Source organism: Pseudomonas sp. QD4, assembly GCF_049199125.1.
Classification (GTDB): domain Bacteria; phylum Pseudomonadota; class Gammaproteobacteria; order Pseudomonadales; family Pseudomonadaceae; genus Aquipseudomonas.
On the sequence record NZ_JBLZOM010000004.1, the window covers coordinates 337,790 to 355,676 of the forward strand.

The following is a 17,887-nucleotide window of genomic DNA, read 5'->3' on the forward strand; positions in this document are numbered from 1 at the left end:
GTCTACCTCACTTCGCCATCATGACGGTGTGGATGCTGAACATGATCCACAAGGACAGACCCACCAGCAGCACGATCACCAGTGCGGCGAAGATAAACGCGACAACGTTGTTGCGCTGGGCTTGCGAACGGTCCAGGTGCAGGAAGTACACCAGGTGCACCAGCACCTGGATCACGGCGAACGCCAGGATGATCCACAGGGTCATGGCTTTTGGCAGCGATGGGTACATCACCAGGCCAAACGGAATGACAGTCAGGATCACCGACAGGATGAAGCCGATGGCGTACGACTTGACGCTGCCATGGCTGGCATCGTGGTTGTCATGGGCATTTGCATTAGCCATTACAGAGTCCCCATCAGGTAAACAACGGTGAACACACAGATCCAGACCACGTCCAGGAAGTGCCAGAACAGGCTCAGGCAGCTCAGACGGGTCTTGTTGGTCGCCGTCAGGCCATGCTTGTGGACCTGGTACATCATGATCGCCATCCAGATCAGGCCGCTGGTCACGTGCAGACCGTGGGTGCCGACCAGGGTGAAGAACCCGGACAGGAAGCCGGAACGGCTAGGGCCGTAGCCTTCGGAGATCAGCAGGTGGAACTCGTTGATCTCCATGCCGATGAAGCCCAGGCCGAACAGGAAGGTCATGGCCAACCAGCCCAGGACCTGCTTCTTGTTGCCCCGGAAGAACGCCAGCATGGCGAAGCCGTAGGTGATCGAACTGAACAGCAGCAGAGCGGTTTCGCCCAGTACGTATGGCAGTTCGAAGATGTCGTGGCCCGACGGGCCACCCGCTACGTTGTTTACCAGTACCGCGTACACCGCAAAGATCGACGCAAACAGAATGCAGTCGGTCATCAGGTAGAGCCAGAAACCGAATACGGTCATCTCGCCCGAGTCGTGGTGATGGTCATCGTGCCCATGTTCATCGACATGGGCGTGTCCAGCATTGGTCACTAAGTTCGACATGGTTTAAGCCTGTTCCAACGAGGTTTCAACACGGTTGGCCGGGATCTTCTTCTCGGCTACCAGGCGAGCGTGCTGCTCGGCTTCGATGCGTTCGATCACATCGACCGGCACCATGTAGCCTTGATCATCACGGGCAGCGTGGATCGCGAAATAGATCACGGTGCCGGCCAGGCTTGCGATCGCCAGCCACCAGATGTGCCAAATCATCGCGAAACCGAACACCGTCAACAGCGCCCCCATGACCACACCGGTAGCGGTGTTGTTAGGCATGTGGATCGGCTGGTAGCGGCTTGCCTGCTCGTAGGCGGTACCGTTTTCCTTGGCCTCGGTGAACGGGTCGATACCGTCAGCCTTGGGCAGTACTGCGAAGTTGTAGAACGGAGGTGGCGACGAGGTCGACCATTCCAGGGTGTGAGCATTCCATGGGTCGCCGGAGACGCACATGTTCTCTTTGCGATCACGGATGCTGACGTAGAGCTGGATCAGCTGGCAGGCGATACCGATCGCGATCATCACCGCACCGACCATGGCGACGTACAGGTACGGCACCCACTCAGGGTTGGTGGTGGCGTTCAGACGACGGGTCATGCCCATGAAGCCCAGTGCATAGAGCGGCATGAAGGCGACGAAGAAGCCCGAGATCCAGAACCAGAATGCTGCCTTGCCCCAACCTTCGTGCAGCTTGAAGCCGAACGCTTTAGGGAAGTAGAAGCTGAAACCGGCGATGTAACCGAATACAGCACCACCGATGATCACGTTGTGGAAGTGAGCGATCACGAACAGGCTGTTGTGCAGTACGAAGTCAGCACCCGGGATGGCCAGCAGTACGCCGGTCATGCCGCCGATGGCGAAGGTCACCATGAAGCCCAGGGTCCACAGAACCTGGCTGGTGATGCGCAGACGGCCGTGGTAGATGGTGAACAGCCAGTTGAATAGCTTCACCCCCGTCGGGATCGAAATCAGCATGGTCGCCAGGCCGAAGAAGGCGTTGACGCTGGCCCCCGAACCCATGGTGAAGAAGTGGTGCAGCCAGACCATGAAGCCCAGGATCGAGATCGCGCCGCTGGCGTAGATCATCGAGTGGTGGCCGAACAGGCGCTTGCCGGAGAACGTCGAGATCACTTCCGAGAACACGCCGAATGCCGGCAGGATCAGGATGTAAACCTCAGGGTGGCCCCAGGCCCAGAACAGGTTGACGTACATCATTGGATTGCCACCAAGTTCATTGGTGAAAATGTGGAAATCCATATAACGGTCAAGGGTCAGCAGTGCCAGGGTAGCGGTCAGAATCGGGAACGAAGCCACGATCAACACGTTGGCCCAGGTGCAGGTCCAGGTGAAGATCGGCATGTCCATCATCTTCATGCCAGGGGTACGCATTTTCAGCACGGTGGCCAGGAAGTTGACCCCGGTTAGCGTCGTACCCAATCCGGATAGCTGTAGCGCCCAGATGTAGTAGTCCACACCCACGCCAGGGCTATACGCCAGGCCCGACAGTGGCGGATAGGCAACCCAACCGGTCTTGGCGAATTCGCCGACGCCCAGGGACAGGTTGATCAGCACAACACCGGAAACCAGCAGCCAGAAGCTCAGGGAGTTGAGGAACGGGTAGGCAACGTCACGGGCGCCGATCTGCAGCGGCACGACAAGGTTCATCAGGCCGGTGAAGAATGGCATCGCCATGAAGATGATCATGATCACACCGTGGGCGGTGAAGATCTGGTCATAGTGCTCAGGTGGCAGGTAGCCAGGCGAACCCTCGGTGGCCATGGCCAGCTGGGTCCGCATCATGATGGCGTCGGCAAAGCCGCGCAGCAGCATGACCATGGCGACGATGATGTACATCACGCCGATTTTCTTGTGGTCGACCGAGGTCAGCCACTCGGTCCACAGGTAGGTCCACTTCTTGAAGTAGGTGATTGCCGCGAAAAGCGCCAGACCACCGAGCGCGATCATGGCAATGGTCACCATGACAATCGGCTCGTGGAACGGTATCGCGTCCAGACTTAATTTACCAAACATCGTTTACTCCTCTGCCCCGGCAGCTGAATGCGAACTCGCGTCCATCCCTTGCGTACTGGCCACTTCCTTCTCTTTCTTCTCGTGCTTGACCGGCGCGCCTGGTTTCATGCCCTCATACTTGTCGATGATGAGCTGGAACAGGTTCGGGGTGTACGAGGAGTAGAGTTCAACAGGGTTGTTCTGGCTCGGCTTGGAAAGGGCTTCGTATTCAGCTTGTTCAAGCTGTTTAGGTGCCTTTTTGACTTCACTTACCCAGGCGTCGAATTCTTCCTGGGAAGTCGCGATCGCTTTGAATTTCATGCCGGTGAAACCAGCACCGCTGTAGTTGGCGGAGATACCGTCCATTTCAGCGTTCTGGTTGGCAATCAGGTGCAACTTGGTCTGCATGCCGGCCATCGCGTAGATCTGGCCACCCAGACCCGGGATGAAGAACGAGTTCATCACGGTGTCGGAAGTCACGCGGAAATTGACCGGGGTGTGTGCCGGGAACACGATCTTGTTGACGGTGGCGATCCCTTGCTCGGGATAGATGAACAGCCACTTCCAATCCATCGCAACCACTTCGATGGTGATCGGCTTGACGTCAGATTCCAGCGGACGATAAGGGTCCAGGGCGTGGGTCGACTTGTAGGTCACATAACCCAGGGCAATGATGATGAGCACCGGAACCAGCCAGACCGCGATTTCGATCTTGGTGGAGTGCGACCACTTCGGCGCGTAGACGGCGTCCTTGTTGGAGGCGCGGTATTTCCAGGCGAAGGCGAAGGTCATGATGATGACCGGCACAACCACCAGCAGCATCAGAATGGTTGCAGTGATGATCAGGTTTCGTTCATCCAGACCAACCTGACCCTTGGGATCGAGCAAGGTCCATTTGCAGCCTCCCAGCATCAACATGCCGAGTAGCGGCAATAAGCCTAGGAATCTGGGGTACCTTTTTTTACTCATCTCACGACCTCTAAAGCAGCTTGCGCAATGCAGTTGGGTTTTGATCGCCAACACTTCACCCTGCCAAGGGTTGGCATTTTTTCTTCAATTGAATAAGGGCCTGCCCATCGCGTTAGACGCTGAACGACAAATCCTGGGCCAGCAGTGAGTTCTTATTCGATTTCGTGGTCAAAGGCCTTGTTACAGACCAATTCCATTTGGTGCGGAAGTTTGGAAGGTGCCGACACCTGGCGTCGCATGGAGCAATCAAACCGCCCCTCGACCGCACTCGTGTGCTCAGGGATGAGCAGCGCCGGAAATTCAGTGCGGGCGATTGTAGATATGTCAGGAGGCATAAACCATGTCTCATCTCGAAATAATTAATATCGACCGGTGCAACAATCGAAGCCGATTATTGCGAAAGCCCGCAATCATATCGATTTTCATTCTCAACAAAAAGCCTCAAAACAGACTCCCCGCAATCCCCGGGTCCAACCTCGCCGCCCCCCGCTACCCGGCGCTATCCCTTATGGAATGAGGGTCGGACGCAGTGCATCGATAGCAGGCTATGGTTGTCGTCACGGGTCCTGCCAATACGAATTGACAGATATTTCCCGCTCCCTGGACCGCAGTTCATGCTTCCCACCCCAAGGCTGAAACGCTCCTCGCCGCACAAGACTGTGACAACATGTCGCACTTTTGCCGCACCGCGGATTGCCTCAAGTCACAGCCCCTGCATCCTTTGCCAGAACCCATGAAAAAGCCCCGGCCCCCAAGCAGGGACCAGGGCTCTTTTACCGCGTCAGCTACGTGCTTTGCGATTGCGCGTGACACCTAGCGGCACCAGCACCACCGTCAGTACAAAAGCCACCAGCGCCCACTGCGCCAGGGACAGGCCCAATATCGGCGGGTACGGGGTGGAACAGAAACCGTCGACCTGAAAACCCAGGGGAAAGATCGCCGCCAGCGGCAGGCTGTCGACGATCGGCTGCAGCACGTCGATGCCGCAGCTGACCGCAGGGTAGAACTGGGTGTAGACGTGGTGCCCGGCGACCGCGACGCCGGCCAGGGCGCAGATCACCACCAGCACTTCAAACAGGGTGATGCTGCGCCGGGTGCGCATGGCCGCGCCAATAAAGGCGAACAAGGCGATCAGCAGCAACGCATAACGCTGCAGGATACACAGCGGGCAAGGCGCCTCGCCCAGTACCACCTGCATGTACAGCGCGCCGCCGATCAGCGCCAGGCAGATAACCCCCAGCAACACCAGAAAGCGTCGTTCACGCCCCAGGCGCAATATGTCGTCACTCATCCCCAATTCCTTTCCTGTGTGTGGCTCGGCGGGCGTCAGCCGGTGTAGCAGCCGGGTCGAACCGAGTCGTATGTGATTGTCCATTGGCCGCAGTCCGGCCGCTGTGGAGCTGACAGGCACCGGTGGCCCGGAAGTCTACACGCTGATCATGACCTTTGAATGCATTGAAGCGTTCGCACCAAGGCCTGCGCCCCGGGAACGATCACTCGCTCGCCGGGGTTGTCGCAACGTGTCCACAGGTGCAAAAAACCAGGTTTCAGGCCAGCAGCTTAGCCGTCAGATCGCCCCAGCCAATGGCCGGGGACCAACAACAGCAATACTGCCCTGAAAGTGATGACGCGCGAGACCCATGATCAGCCTCGGCTAATTGACGCTCAATAGGTTAAGTACGAATTAACCCTTGAACAAAATTCAACGCCCAGAGGCGAGGTGCAGCAGCGCCAATGGTGCTGCCACGGCCCCGCCCCGGGGGTGTCATTCCAGCGCTGCGGCCGGGCCGAAGAACTCGTAGCGGCTCTGTTGCTCAGGCACGCCCAGGGCCTTGAGGTGGCGCTTGATCGCGGCCATGAAGCCCTTGGGCCCAAGGAAATAGGCATCCAGGTCGCGCTGCTGCGGCAACCACTGGCCCAACTGCTCCTGGCTCAACAGCCCCAGTTTGTCCGCCGCCGGGCTGACTCCGTCGTCTTCGGCATAGCAATAGAAGCGCTTGAGCTGCGGATGACGCGCGGCCAACTCATCGACCCACTCGCGAAAGGCATGCACCCCGCCATTGCGCGCGCAGTGGATAAAGTGCACCGGGCGTTCGGTGGCCAGCGCCGCTTCCAGCATCGGCAGGGTCGGGGTGATCCCCACGCCGCCACTGATCAGCACCAGGGGTTTGGCGCTGGCGGCCAGGGTGAATTCACCCGATGGCGGAAACAGCTGGATGCGGGCGCCGACCTGGAACTGGTCATGCAGGTAGTTCGAGGCCCGGCCGCCGGCTTCTCGCTTGACGCTGATCCGGTAGTGCCCGGCGTCGGACAGGGCCGACAGCGAGTAGTTGCGACGAATCTCTTCGCCCTCCAGGAACAGCTGCACACCAATGTATTGCCCCGGCTCGGCGGCCAGAATCGCCCCGCCGTCCGCCGGCTCGAAGTAGAACGAGGTGATTTCCGCGCTCTCCTCCACGCGCCTGGCCAGGATGAAGTCCCGCGCCCCGCGCCAGCCACCCGGAGCGGCGGCTTTCTGGTCGTAGATTGCCGCCTCGGCCCCGATCAGGATGTCCGCCAACTGGGTATAGGCCGCGCCCCAGGCAGCGAGCACCTCTGGCGTGGCGATGTCACTGCCGAGCACTTCGTGAATGGCGCGCAACAGGCAGCTGCCGACAATCGGGTAGTGCTCCGGCAGAATCTGCAGGGCCACATGCTTGTTAATGATTTTGGCCACCAGGTCGCCCAACTGATCCAGTTGATCGATGTGGCGGGCATACATCAGCACGCCGTTGGCCAGGGCCCGGGGCTGGTCGCCGCTGGCCTGGTGCGCCTGGTTGAACAAGGCGCGAACTTGCGGGTATTCGGCGAGCATCATCCGGTAAAAGTGAGTGATCAAGGCTTCGCCACCGCTTTCCAGCAGGGGCACGGTGGCTTTGATAAGGGTACGATCTTGCACGCTGAGCATAAGGGCAACTCCTGAGCTTTTTTAATGACTAGCTGGTTACCCTATGCAGATCAGTTTTCATGCCAATAATAAAAGTCTTAAAAATCAATAAATTAAAGTAATTATAGTCATATCGACACGCAACGCTTTATAGTCATTAAGACCACATGGAGTCACTATGACTGCAAAATCCCTGCTCACTGCCCTGCTGCCCCTGGTGGCCGACCTGTCTCGCGAATTGCCCGAGGGCGAGCGCTATCGGCGCCTGCTCGAAGCCATGCGCGCCCTGCTGCCTTGCGACGCGGCCGCGCTGTTGCGCCTGGACGGCGATTGGCTGGTGCCCCTGGCGGTGGATGGCCTGAGCACCGACACCCTGGGCCGGCGCTTCAAAGTCAGCGAACACCCGCGCTTCGCTGCCCTGCTCAGCAGCCCGGGGCCGACCCGATTTGCCAGCGACAGCGAGCTGCCGGACCCTTACGACGGCCTGGTCGAAGGCCTAGACGAACACCTGGAAGTGCACGACTGCATGGGCTGCCCGCTGTTTATCGACGAGCGCCCGTGGGGTCTGCTGACCCTGGACGCCCTCGACCCGCAACGCTTCCAGCCGGTCGAACTGGACGCCCTGCAAGCCTTCGCCAGCCTCGCTGCGGCCACGGTGAACGCCGCCGAACGCATCGAACGCCTGGCCCTGCGCCTGGAAGATGAACATCAGCGCGCGGAAGTCTATCGCCAGGCCAGCGGCCAGAACCGCGAGATGATCGGCCAGAGCAAGGCCCACAAGCGCCTGCTGGAAGAAATCAACCTGGTGGGCGGCAGTGACCTCACGGTGCTGATTACCGGCGAAACCGGCGTCGGCAAGGAACTGGTGGCCCAGGCGATCCACGCCGCCTCGCCCCGGGCCGACAAACCGATCATCAGCCTCAATTGCGCCGCCCTGCCCGAGACCCTGGTGGAAAGCGAGCTGTTTGGCCACGTGCGCGGCGCCTTCACCGGCGCCACCCAGGATCGGCGCGGCAAGTTTGAGCTGGCCAATGGCGGCACGTTGTTTCTCGATGAGGTCGGCGAGCTGTCGCTGACCGTCCAGGCCAAGCTGCTGCGGGTGCTGCAGAGCGGACAATTGCAACGCCTGGGCTCGGACCGGGAACATCAGGTAGACGTGCGCCTGATCGCCGCCACCAACCGCGACCTCGCCGAAGAAGTGCACAGCGGCCGCTACCGCGCCGACTTCTACCATCGCCTGAGCGTGTACCCGTTACAGGTCCCGGCCTTGCGCGATCGCGGGCGGGATGTATTGCTGCTCAGCGGCTACTTCCTGGAGCAGAACCGCTCGCGCATGGGCCTCGGCAGCTTGCGCCTGACCAGCGCGGCCCAGGCCGCGCTGTTGGCTTACCAATGGCCGGGCAACGTGCGCGAACTGGAGCACCTGATCGGTCGCAGCGCCCTGAAAGCCCTGGGCAGTCGGGGTGAGCGACCGAAGATTCTCAGCCTGGACGCCGTCGACCTCGACCTGCCCGACGTCTCCACCCCATCGGCATCGCCGCTGCCGACAGGCACCCTGGCGGCCGGGCCGGGCGCCACCGGCGACCTGCGCCTGGCGACCGAAAACTACCAGCGCCAGCTGATCACCGAGTGCCTTGAGCGTCACCGGCACAACTGGGCGAGCGCCGCTCGTGAGCTAGGCTTGGACAGGGCCAACCTGGGGCGCATGGCCAAGCGCCTGGGGTTGAAATAACCGGGTCTCGGCTACGGCGGTCGGTAAAGCCGTAATCGGGTTAAAGCCAGCCCTGAACGCGTCGATAACCCGTTACCGATAGCTGTTCGTGGCTCTAACCGCGACACCACCTTTTCTACAGAAGGTTTTTATGTCTTCCAACAAAGCCCGCGCAGACTCACTTTCGCTCCTGCTGTTTACCTTGCGCAGCGGCAAGCTGATGGCAATCAACCTGCTTAAAGTCAGTGAAATCATCCCCTGCCCGCCGCTGACCAAGCTGCCGGAGTCGCACCCCCACGTCAAAGGCATCGCCACCTTGCGCGGCGCTTCGTTGTCGGTGATCGACCTGAGCCGGGCCATCGGCGAGCGGCCGCTGGAAGACCCGGACGGCGGCTGCCTGATCGTCACCGACGTCAGCCGCTCGAAACAGGGCCTGCACGTGCAGGCGGTGAGCAAGATCGTGCACTGCCTGACCACTGATATCCGTCCGCCCCCTTATGGCTCGGGCGGTATCAAGTCCTACATCACCGGGGTGACCCAGGTCGACGGGACCCTGGTCCAGGTGCTGGATATCGAAAAGGTGATCCACGGCATCGCCCCGGCGCAGATCGAAATGGCCCCGACCGAGCTGAGCATGGAAGACGCCGAAGTGCTGGGTAACGCACGAATTCTGGTGGTCGACGACAGCCAGGTGGCCCTGCAGCAATCGGTGCACACCTTGCGCAACCTCGGCCTGCAATGTCACACCGCGCGCAGCGCCAAGGAAGCCATCGACTGCCTGCTGGACCTGCAAGGCACGGCGCAGCAGATCAACCTGATCGTCTCCGACATCGAGATGTCGGAGATGGACGGCTACGCCTTCACCCGCACCCTGCGCGAAACCCCGGACTTCTCCCACCTCTACGTGCTGCTGCACACCTCGCTGGACAGCGCGATGAACAGCGAAAAAGCCCGACTGGCCGGGGCCAATGCGGTATTGACCAAGTTTTCCTCGCCGGAGCTGACCCGCTGCCTGATCGAAGCGGCGAAGACGGTCGCCGCCCAGGGCGCCTGAGCCTTGGCGAGCGGACATTGCCTGTTGTTGCGGCGTGACCTGGGCACGCCGCTGCCCGCCGCGAGCTGGCCGGCCACCATTCGCCTCGGCCCGTATCAGGCGTCCCTGGCGGCCGGGGTGTATCAACTGATGCAAGAGGGGTACGCCGACGGCGGCGATCTGCCCGAGCTCGACACCTGGCGCAGGCACTTTGAAACCGATGCCGAATATGACCCGGCGCTGTGCTTCATCGCCCACGACGCCGAAGGCCTGGTCGGCGTGGCCCAGTGCTGGACCAGCGCCTACATCAAGGACCTGGTGGTGCACCCCCGCGCCCGGGGTCAGGGCATTGGCCGGGCCTTGCTGTTGCATGCATTCGAGGTGTTCCGCCAGCGCCGCGAGGGTTTCGTCGACCTCAAGGTGCGCGAAGACAACCTGCTGGCCCGCGAGCTGTATGCCAGCGTCGGCATGACCCTGGTCCGCCGCGAACCGCTGCCCACTGCGCTACCCGCCCTGCCCTAGTCGCTGGCCGGCGCCGGGCAGGGGCCATCACTTGGCCGCGATTTTCATCGGCGCCGCCTCAGGCATACTCCGGGGAACCGCCAACCCAGGGAGCCCCCCGGCATGAAAACCATCACCTTGAGCGCTATCCTCCTGACCGCCCTCGCCGCCCAGGCCCACGCCTCCAGCAGCGAGGCCTGGGCCGCCCTGGACAAGGCCGTGGTCGCCAGCTGCACCCAGGCCAGCGGGCTGAAAAAACCGAAAGCGGTCGGCACTGCCGCGCAATTCGATGACCGGGTGGGCTATGTTGCCTTACTCCTTCAAGGCCAGTACCCGCAACCGCACATGAAGGGCCAAACCGGCACCGAGCTGTGCCTGTACGACAAGCAGCACAAAACTGCCTACGTCACCGAGTGGGACTCGATCCGCCCCGCCCTGCCGCGTAAATGAATGGCGCATAACTTGCTTCATGACTGGCTTTACGGTGTCCACCGCGCCCTTCCTGGCGGGCACCCGGGCCGATCAACCATGGCTTTTTTCGCACAATGAATACATCGTTTTCCTGCGTCGGCTGCGGCAAGTGCTGCACCGACCATCACGTGCCCCTGACCCTCGCCGAAGCCCGCCAATGGGCGGCTGACGGCGGTCAGGTGATTGTTCTGGTGGAGGGGTTTCTCGGCAACGGCCTGGGCCTTCCCGCCCCGCAACGCGAGCATGCGCAACGGCGTTCCTGCGTGGTCCGCAGCGGCACTGCCGAAGCCTATGTGGCCATCACCTTCGCCGCCTACAACGTCGGCCCGTGCCGGAATCTTGACGAAGACCAGCTGTGCCGCATCTACCAGCGCCGGCCGCTGGTGTGCCGTATTTACCCGATGGAGATCAACCCCCATATCCCGCTGCTGCCCCAAGCCAAGGAATGCCCGCCTGAATCCTGGGAACAAGGGCCGGCGCTGATCGTCGGTGGCGAACTGGTGGACCAGGAGCTGATTGAGCTGATCCGCCGCTCACGCCAGGCCGACCGTGACGATATCCGCAGCAAGGAAGCGATTTGCGCGCTGTTGGGAATTCGCACCACCGCGCTCAAGGGCGATGGTTTCACCGCCTACCTGCCGGAAATGGCGGCCCTGGCCCAAGCGATCGACCAGGTCCAGGCCCGGCCCCTGGCGGCGGCCGGCACAGCGTGGCTATTCCATGTCTCGGGCGACGACATCGCCGGCCAGGTGCAGGCCGCCGGGGCGCAGGTGGCGACCGAGGCGCCGCTCAACTACGCGTTTATTTCCCTGCGGGCGGCGTAACCGCCCACCCGGCAGACACCGGCTAGCCGCGCTTGTGCCAGAACTCATGGGCCAGCTGTTGCAGGTCCCCGGCCAGCGCCGCCACATCCCCGGAGTTGATATGGCTCTGCTGGCCGGCGCTGACGGTGGCATCACAGGCATTGCGGATGCCGCTGATATTACGGTTGATGTCTTCGCTGACCGCGCTCTGCTCTTCCACCGCCGCCGCGATCTGCAGGCTCATCTCGGTAATCTGATTGACCCGCTGGCTGATGCCGTCCAGGGCCACGGCGGCGCGCTGGGTCTGATCGACACTGTTCTGCGCATGCTCGCTGCTCTGCAACATCACCTGCACCGCATCCCGGGCACCGTTTTGCAGGGTGCTGATCATGCGCTGGATTTCATTGGTCGAATCCTGGGTGCGCTGGGCAAGGCCGCGCACCTCATCGGCCACCACGGCAAAACCGCGCCCCTGTTCACCGGCCCGGGCCGCTTCGATGGCCGCATTCAGGGCCAGCAGGTTGGTTTGCTCGGCGATGCTGCGGATCACGTCCAGCACCCCGGATATGTCGCTGCTGTGGTTTTCCAACTGGTGAATCACCTCGGTGGCCCGCACCAGTTCGCTGGCCAGGAGCAGTACCGCGCTGCGGCTTTCGCCCACCAGATGATGGCCGGCACGGGTTTCGCCCTCTGCCTGATCCGCGGCCTGGGACGCCTGCTGGGCATGATTGGCGACCTCGGCGACGCTGGCGGCCATCTGATGGATCGCCGCCGCCACCTGGTCGGTTTCCGCCTGTTGTTCCAGGGTGCTGCTGTGGCTGCTGTGCAAATGCTCCACCAACTCGGCCGCATGCCCGGCCAGCCGCTGGGACGCATCGCCGATCCGCCCGACCACTGCACCGACCTGGGCTTCCAGCATGTGCAGGGCGAACCCGATCTGGCCAAAGGCATCACTGCGACCGGTGTAGATGCCTTGGCTCAAGGGGTTATCGGCAATCTGCCGGGCACGGGCGCTCAGTTGATCCAGGGGTTTGAGCAGCAGGCAGATACCCAGGGCACTCAGGCCGCAGCCCGTCGCCACGGCCAGGCCGTGAGACCATACGGAAGGCGGCATAAGAACGGTCGAGGCAAGGAAGCTGGCCATGGATGCGCCACTGACCAGGGCCCAGAGCTTGAGCTTGACCCCCAGCGCCGGCAGCCGTCGCCATAACGGTGAACGCGGGCTGCGCAGTTGGGCATAGGCCGCTTCGGCGGCATCGATTTGCCGAACCGTGGGCTTGGTGCGCACCGACTGATATTCAACCGCCTGACCGTCGCGGGTCACCGGGGTGACGTAGGCGCTGACCCAATAGTGATCGCCGTTCTTGCAGCGGTTCTTCACCAGGCCCATCCATGAACGACCGGCCTTGAGGGTTTGCCACATATGGGCGAACGCCGCAGACGGCATGTCCGGGTGACGCATCAGGTTATGGGGCGAGCCCAACAATTCGTCTCGATCGTAGCCGCTGATTTCGATGAAATCAGGGTTGGCGTAAGTGATGGCGCTCGTCAGATCGGTGGTCGACAGGATGTTCACATCAGGGGCGAAGTCCACATTTCGCCCGGTAACTGGAAGGTTGATCTTCATGGAGAGCGCGCTCGGATTGTTGGGATAGAGTCGGCAGGGCTGCTGACTCTAAGCGCACTGATCCCACAAATACTGATCCAGCTCACGTTTGTATCATTTAGCCATCATTGCCGCTAAGAAGCGCAAATATGACCAACTCGGCAGGCATCGCGCGATCAGCGCTTGCCCATCGAGCGACGGGTGCCGGGAGGCGCTGCACCGGGAGTCTTGGTGTGGCCATTGGTAGCGCCGCCCTTGTACCAGGGCTGATTGGCATTTTTGGCCTGGGCAAACTCGGAAGGCTTGAACGGAAACTTGAACGCGGCGATCGCCGGTTTGTCTTCGGTGTCAACGGTGGTTGGCTCGACAACCTGGTCGTCGCTCACAGCGTCGGACACAGGCGGTTGTGTAGGGGAATTCATGGAAGCTCCGGAGAGGTGAAATGGCCGGGGACAGGCCACAGACGGCGGCAGTATACCTGTGCGTCTCAGATCTTTAACCTGACAAGACACGAATGGTCAGCCATTACTGACAGCGCTGTCAGTTAGCCGTCACCTTGCTGACTGGGTTGGCCGGCTATAAGTGAGGCACTGATACTGGCCCCTCCTCCCGATCCCATTGCCCCGGCGCTCTATCCCATGCGGAAACCCAAAAGAACAGTCGTGATCCTAGGCGTCGTTGTCGTACTGGTTGCCGGTGGGCTGTGGCTGCTGAACAAGCCGGCCGCCCACAAACTGGCGGCCCCCACCGCGATCCCGGTGCGGGTCGTCGAAGTGGTGCAAAAGGACGTACCGCGTCACACCAGCGGTATCGGCTCGGTGCTGTCGCTGCACAGCGTGGTGATCCGGCCCCAGGTCGACGGCATCCTGACCAGGCTCCTGGTCAAGGAAGGGCAACTGGTCAAGGCCGGCGACCTGCTGGCGACCATCGACGACCGCTCGATCCGCGCCAGCCTCGACCAGGCCCGGGCGCAACTGGCGGAAAACCAGGCGCAGTTGCAGGTGGCCCAGATCAATCTCAAGCGCTACAAATTGCTGACGGTGGATGACGGGATTTCGAAACAGACCTATGACCAGCAGCAAGCCCTGGTCAACCAGCTCAAAGCCACTGCCCAGGGCAATCAGGCCGCCATCGACGCCGCCCAGGTCCAGCTTTCCTACACCCAGATACGCTCCCCGGTCACCGGCCGCGTGGGTATTCGCACCGTGGATGAAGGTAACTTCCTCCGCATGAGCGATACCCAGGGTCTGTTCTCAGTGACCCAAATCGACCCGATTGCCGTGGAGTTTTCGCTGCCACAGCAAATGCTGCCGACCCTGCAGGGCCTGATCAAGGCCCAGGACCCGGCGGCGGTCAAAGTCTTTATCGGCGCCGACAGCACCAGCGGCGACCTGCTGGGCGAAGGCCACCTGACCCTGATCGACAACCAGATCAACGCCAACACCGGCACCCTGCGGGCCAAGGCCGAGTTCGCCAATGACCAGCAGAAGCTTTGGCCCGGGCAACTGGTGACGATCCAGATCCAGACCGCCCTCGACAAAAATGCCCTGACCGTACCGCCCACGGTGGTGCAGCGCGGCCTCGACCAGCACTTCGTGTACCGGGTACAGGGCGACAAGGTGGAAGTGGTGCCGGTGCAGATGCTCTATCAGGACAGTGGCCTGAACATCATCCAGGGCGTGCAGGCCGGGGATGTGCTGGTCAGCGACGGCCAATCCCGGCTCAAGCCGGGCTCCCAGGTGCAGGTGCTCGGCGATCCGCCCCAGGTGGTGCAAGCCGCTGACGCGGAGCTCAAGCCATGAAGGGCCACGGTTCGGTCTCAGCCTGGTGCGTCGACCATCCGGTCGCCACCGTCCTGCTGACCTTCGCCCTGGTGCTGGTGGGCTTGATCGCCTTTCCGCGCCTGCCCATCGCGCCGCTGCCGGAAGCCGAGTTCCCGACCATCCAGGTCTCGGCCACCCTGCCCGGCGCCAGCCCCGACACCATGGCCTCGTCGGTGGCCACGCCCCTGGAAGTGCAGTTCAGCGCCATCCCCGGCATGACCCAGATGACCTCGAGCAGCGCCTTGGGCTCATCCCTGCTGACCTTGCAGTTCACCCTGAATAAAAGCATCGACACCGCGGCCCAGGAAGTTCAGGCGGCGATCAACACCGCTGCCGGCAAACTGCCCAAGGACATGCCGACCCTGCCGACCTGGAAGAAGGTCAACCCCGCCGACAGCCCGGTGCTGATCCTCAGCATCAGCTCGACCCAGATGCCCGGCACCGAACTCAGCGATTACGCGGAAACCCTGCTGGCACGTCAGATCAGCCAGATCGACGGTGTCGGGCAAATCAACATCACCGGGCAGCAACGGCCGGCGATCCGGGTCCAGGCTTCAGCCGACAAGCTGGCAGCCATTGGCCTGACCCTGGCCGATATCCGCCTGGCGATCCAGCAAACCAGCCTCAACCTGGCCAAGGGTGCGTTGTACGGCGAATCGAGTATTTCCACGCTGTCGACCAACGACCAGTTGTTCCACCCCGAGGAGTACAGCCAGCTCATTGTTTCCTACAAGGATGGCGCGCCGGTGCACCTCAAGGATGTGGCGCGGGTGGTCAGTGGCCCCGAGGACGCCTATATCCAGGCCTGGTCCGGCGACCAACCGGGGGTCAACCTGGTGATTTCGCGCCAGCCGGGTGCCAATATCGTCGAGACCGTGGACCGGATTCAGGCCGCCCTGCCGGGTCTTGAAGCCATGCTTCCGGCGTCGGTCCAGGTCAAGGTGCTGATCGACCGCACCCAGACCATTCGCGCCTCCCTGCACGAAGTGGAGATCACCCTGCTGATCGCGGTGCTGCTGGTGGTCGCGGTGATGGCGCTGTTCCTGCGCCAATGGTCGGCGACCCTGATTGTCTCGGCCGTGCTGGGGGTGTCGCTGATCGCCAGTTTTGCCCTGATGTACCTGCTGGGGTTCAGCCTGAACAACCTGACCCTGGTGGCGATCGTGGTGGCCGTGGGCTTTGTGGTGGACGACGCCATCGTGGTGGTGGAGAACATCCACCGCCACCTGGAAGCCGGCGACGGCATGCGCGAGGCAGCGATCAAGGGCGCCGGCGAGATCGGCTTTACTGTGGTTTCCATCAGCTTCTCGCTGGTGGCGGCGTTTATTCCGCTGCTGTTCATGGGGGGCGTGGTCGGGCGCCTGTTCAAGGAATTCGCCCTGACGGCCACCAGCACCATCATGATTTCGGTGGTGGTGTCCCTGACCCTGGCCCCCACTCTCGCGGCCCTGTTCATGCGTGCCCCGGTGCATGAGGCACATGCCAAGCCGGGGTTCGGCGAACGCCTGCTGGCCCTTTATGAACGCGGCCTGCGCCGGGCCCTGGCCCACCAGAAGCTGATGCTGGGGATTTTCGCCCTGACCCTGGCCATGGCCGTGGTCGGCTACATCTTCATTCCCAAGGGCTTCTTCCCGGTGCAGGACACCGGTTTCGTCCTCGGCACCACCGAAGCCGCTGCGGATATCTCCTACCCCGACATGGTGAAAAAACATCAGGCACTGGCCGAGATAGTGGCGGCTGACCCGGCAGTAGCGGCCTTCTCTCATTCGGTCGGGGTCTCGGGCAGCAACCAGACCATCGCCAACGGCCGGTTCTGGATCGCCCTGAAAAAACGCAGCGAGCGCGACGTGTCCGCCAGCGCCTTTATCGACAGGATCCGTCCGCAGTTGATGAAAATCCCCGGGGTCGTGCTCTACCTGCGCGCCGGCCAGGACATCAACCTCAGCTCCGGCCCGAGCCGCGCCCAGTACCAATACGTACTCAAGAGCAACGACGGCCCGACATTGAGCACCTGGACCCAGCGCCTGACGGAAAAACTGCGCAGCAACCCGGCCTTCCGCGATATTTCCAACGACCTGCAGCTGGGCGGCAGCATTACCCATATCAATATCGACCGGGTCGCCGCCGCCCGCTTCGGCCTGACCGCCAGCGATGTCGACGAGGCCCTGTACGATGCCTTCGGCCAACGGCAGATCAACGAGTTCCAGACCGAGATCAACCAGTACAACGTGATCCTCGAACTCGACACCCGCCAGCGCGGCAAAGCCGAGAGCCTCAACTACTTCTACCTGCGCTCGCCCCTGAGCGGGGAGATGGTGCCGCTCTCGGCCCTGGCACGCTTCGATGCGCCGACCATCGGCCCGCTGTCGATCGCCCATGACGGCATGTTCCCGGCCGCCAACCTGTCGTTCAACCTGGCCCCTGGCGTGGCCCTGGGCGATGCGGTGATCCTGCTCAACCAGGCCAAGACCGAAATCGGCATGCCGGCAGCCATCAGCGGCAACTTCCAGGGCGCGGCCCAGGCCTTCCAGAGTTCCCTGGCCAGCCAGCCCTGGTTGATCCTGGCGGCGCTGGTCGCGGTGTACATCATTCTCGGGGTGCTCTACGAGAGCTTCGTGCACCCGCTGACCATCATCTCGACCCTGCCCTCTGCCGGCCTGGGGGCGCTGATGATGCTCTGGCTGCTGGGCCAGGACTTTTCGATCATGGCCCTGATCGGGCTGGTGCTGCTGATCGGCATCGTCAAGAAAAACGGCATCCTGATGATCGACTTCGCCCTGGACGCCCAACGCCGTGGCGGCCTGCCCCCTGAAGAGGCGATCTATCAGGCCTGTATCACCCGCTTCCGGCCGATCATCATGACGACCCTGGCCGCCCTGCTCGGCGCCCTGCCGCTGATGCTCGGCTACGGCACCGGCGCCGAGCTGCGCCAGCCACTGGGGATTGCCGTGGTCGGCGGGCTGCTGGTGAGCCAGGCGCTGACCCTGTTCACCACTCCGGTCATATACTTGTGGCTCGAGCGGCTCTTCCATCGGCCCAAACCAGCCCCGGTGCTGGCGACCACTACCTGAGGC

Annotated in this window: 15 protein-coding genes and 1 pseudogene; 7 read left to right on the forward strand and 9 right to left on the reverse strand. The window is 62.2% G+C overall.

From position 1 onward, the window contains the following. Positions 1 to 7 precede the first annotated feature (7 nt). The 6 genes from cyoD to hmpA form a co-directional block, all read right to left on the reverse strand. Positions 8 to 343: a cytochrome o ubiquinol oxidase subunit IV gene (gene cyoD, locus ACOZJV_RS24595; protein WP_020297519.1), complete on the reverse strand. Its 336-nt coding sequence runs from the start codon at positions 341 to 343 to the stop codon at positions 8 to 10. Further along, positions 343 to 969 (reverse strand): cytochrome o ubiquinol oxidase subunit III, encoded by a 627-nt coding sequence (locus tag ACOZJV_RS24600; protein ID WP_020297520.1) that lies wholly within the window; start codon positions 967 to 969, stop codon positions 343 to 345. The genes cyoD and ACOZJV_RS24600 overlap by 1 nt, the downstream gene beginning before the upstream one ends. A 3-nt stretch (positions 970 to 972) precedes the next feature. Beyond that, on the reverse strand, positions 973 to 2,991 hold the full coding sequence (gene cyoB / locus ACOZJV_RS24605; RefSeq protein WP_078472380.1) for a cytochrome o ubiquinol oxidase subunit I: 2,019 nt from the start codon (positions 2,989 to 2,991) through the stop codon (positions 973 to 975). A 3-nt stretch (positions 2,992 to 2,994) separates the two neighbouring features. After that, positions 2,995 to 3,939 (reverse strand): ubiquinol oxidase subunit II, encoded by a 945-nt coding sequence (gene cyoA / locus ACOZJV_RS24610; protein ID WP_020297522.1) that lies wholly within the window; start codon positions 3,937 to 3,939, stop codon positions 2,995 to 2,997. Positions 3,940 to 4,720: 781 nt separating this feature from the next. Further along, the gene (locus ACOZJV_RS24615) at positions 4,721 to 5,230 is read right to left on the reverse strand and encodes a disulfide bond formation protein B (protein ID WP_201127807.1); all 510 of its coding nucleotides are present in this window, start codon (positions 5,228 to 5,230) and stop codon (positions 4,721 to 4,723) included. Positions 5,231 to 5,704: 474 nt separating this feature from the next. After that, positions 5,705 to 6,886 carry an NO-inducible flavohemoprotein gene (gene hmpA, locus ACOZJV_RS24620; RefSeq protein WP_078472382.1) on the reverse strand — a complete coding sequence of 394 codons (1,182 nt, stop codon included), beginning with the start codon at positions 6,884 to 6,886 and terminating at the stop codon, positions 5,705 to 5,707. Between the two features lie 157 nt (positions 6,887 to 7,043). Here hmpA and norR point away from each other — a divergent pair, with 157 nt between their 5' ends. From norR to ACOZJV_RS24645, 5 genes are all read left to right on the forward strand, one after another. Further along, positions 7,044 to 8,597, forward strand: coding sequence for a nitric oxide reductase transcriptional regulator NorR (gene norR / locus ACOZJV_RS24625; protein WP_421548711.1), 1,554 nt, complete (start codon positions 7,044 to 7,046; stop codon positions 8,595 to 8,597). 130 nt (positions 8,598 to 8,727) lie between these two features. Next, positions 8,728 to 9,630 carry a chemotaxis protein CheV gene (locus tag ACOZJV_RS24630; protein ID WP_020297526.1) on the forward strand — a complete coding sequence of 301 codons (903 nt, stop codon included), beginning with the start codon at positions 8,728 to 8,730 and terminating at the stop codon, positions 9,628 to 9,630. Between the two features lie 3 nt (positions 9,631 to 9,633). After that, positions 9,634 to 10,131, forward strand: a complete 498-nt coding sequence (locus tag ACOZJV_RS24635; protein WP_421548712.1) for a GNAT family N-acetyltransferase — start codon at positions 9,634 to 9,636, stop codon at positions 10,129 to 10,131. 102 nt (positions 10,132 to 10,233) lie between these two features. Beyond that, positions 10,234 to 10,560: a hypothetical protein gene (locus ACOZJV_RS24640; RefSeq protein WP_078472385.1), complete on the forward strand. Its 327-nt coding sequence runs from the start codon at positions 10,234 to 10,236 to the stop codon at positions 10,558 to 10,560. Positions 10,561 to 10,655: 95 nt separating this feature from the next. Next, entirely contained in the window at positions 10,656 to 11,405 is a 750-nt protein-coding gene (locus ACOZJV_RS24645) for a YkgJ family cysteine cluster protein (RefSeq protein WP_421548713.1), read from the forward strand. Between the two features lie 22 nt (positions 11,406 to 11,427). Here the strand turns inward: ACOZJV_RS24645 and ACOZJV_RS24650 are convergent, their stop codons facing one another. From ACOZJV_RS24650 to ACOZJV_RS24660, 3 genes and pseudogenes are all read right to left on the reverse strand, one after another. Further along, positions 11,428 to 12,498, reverse strand: a complete 1,071-nt coding sequence (locus ACOZJV_RS24650; protein ID WP_421548804.1) for a methyl-accepting chemotaxis protein — start codon at positions 12,496 to 12,498, stop codon at positions 11,428 to 11,430. Between the two features lie 231 nt (positions 12,499 to 12,729). Then, positions 12,730 to 13,011: pseudogene (locus ACOZJV_RS24655) on the reverse strand (PAS domain-containing protein); the annotation flags it as partial. A gap of 155 nt (positions 13,012 to 13,166) precedes the next feature. After that, a complete protein-coding gene (locus ACOZJV_RS24660; RefSeq protein WP_078472388.1) occupies positions 13,167 to 13,412 on the reverse strand; it encodes a hypothetical protein in 246 nt (81 codons plus the stop codon). A 216-nt stretch (positions 13,413 to 13,628) separates the two neighbouring features. Here ACOZJV_RS24660 and ACOZJV_RS24665 point away from each other — a divergent pair, with 216 nt between their 5' ends. Continuing rightward, positions 13,629 to 14,792, forward strand: a complete 1,164-nt coding sequence (locus tag ACOZJV_RS24665) for an efflux RND transporter periplasmic adaptor subunit (protein WP_078472389.1) — start codon at positions 13,629 to 13,631, stop codon at positions 14,790 to 14,792. Further along, on the forward strand, positions 14,789 to 17,884 hold the full coding sequence (locus ACOZJV_RS24670; protein WP_201127810.1) for a multidrug efflux RND transporter permease subunit: 3,096 nt from the start codon (positions 14,789 to 14,791) through the stop codon (positions 17,882 to 17,884). Before ACOZJV_RS24665 ends, ACOZJV_RS24670 begins: the two co-directional genes overlap by 4 nt. Positions 17,885 to 17,887: the final 3 nt, after the last annotated feature.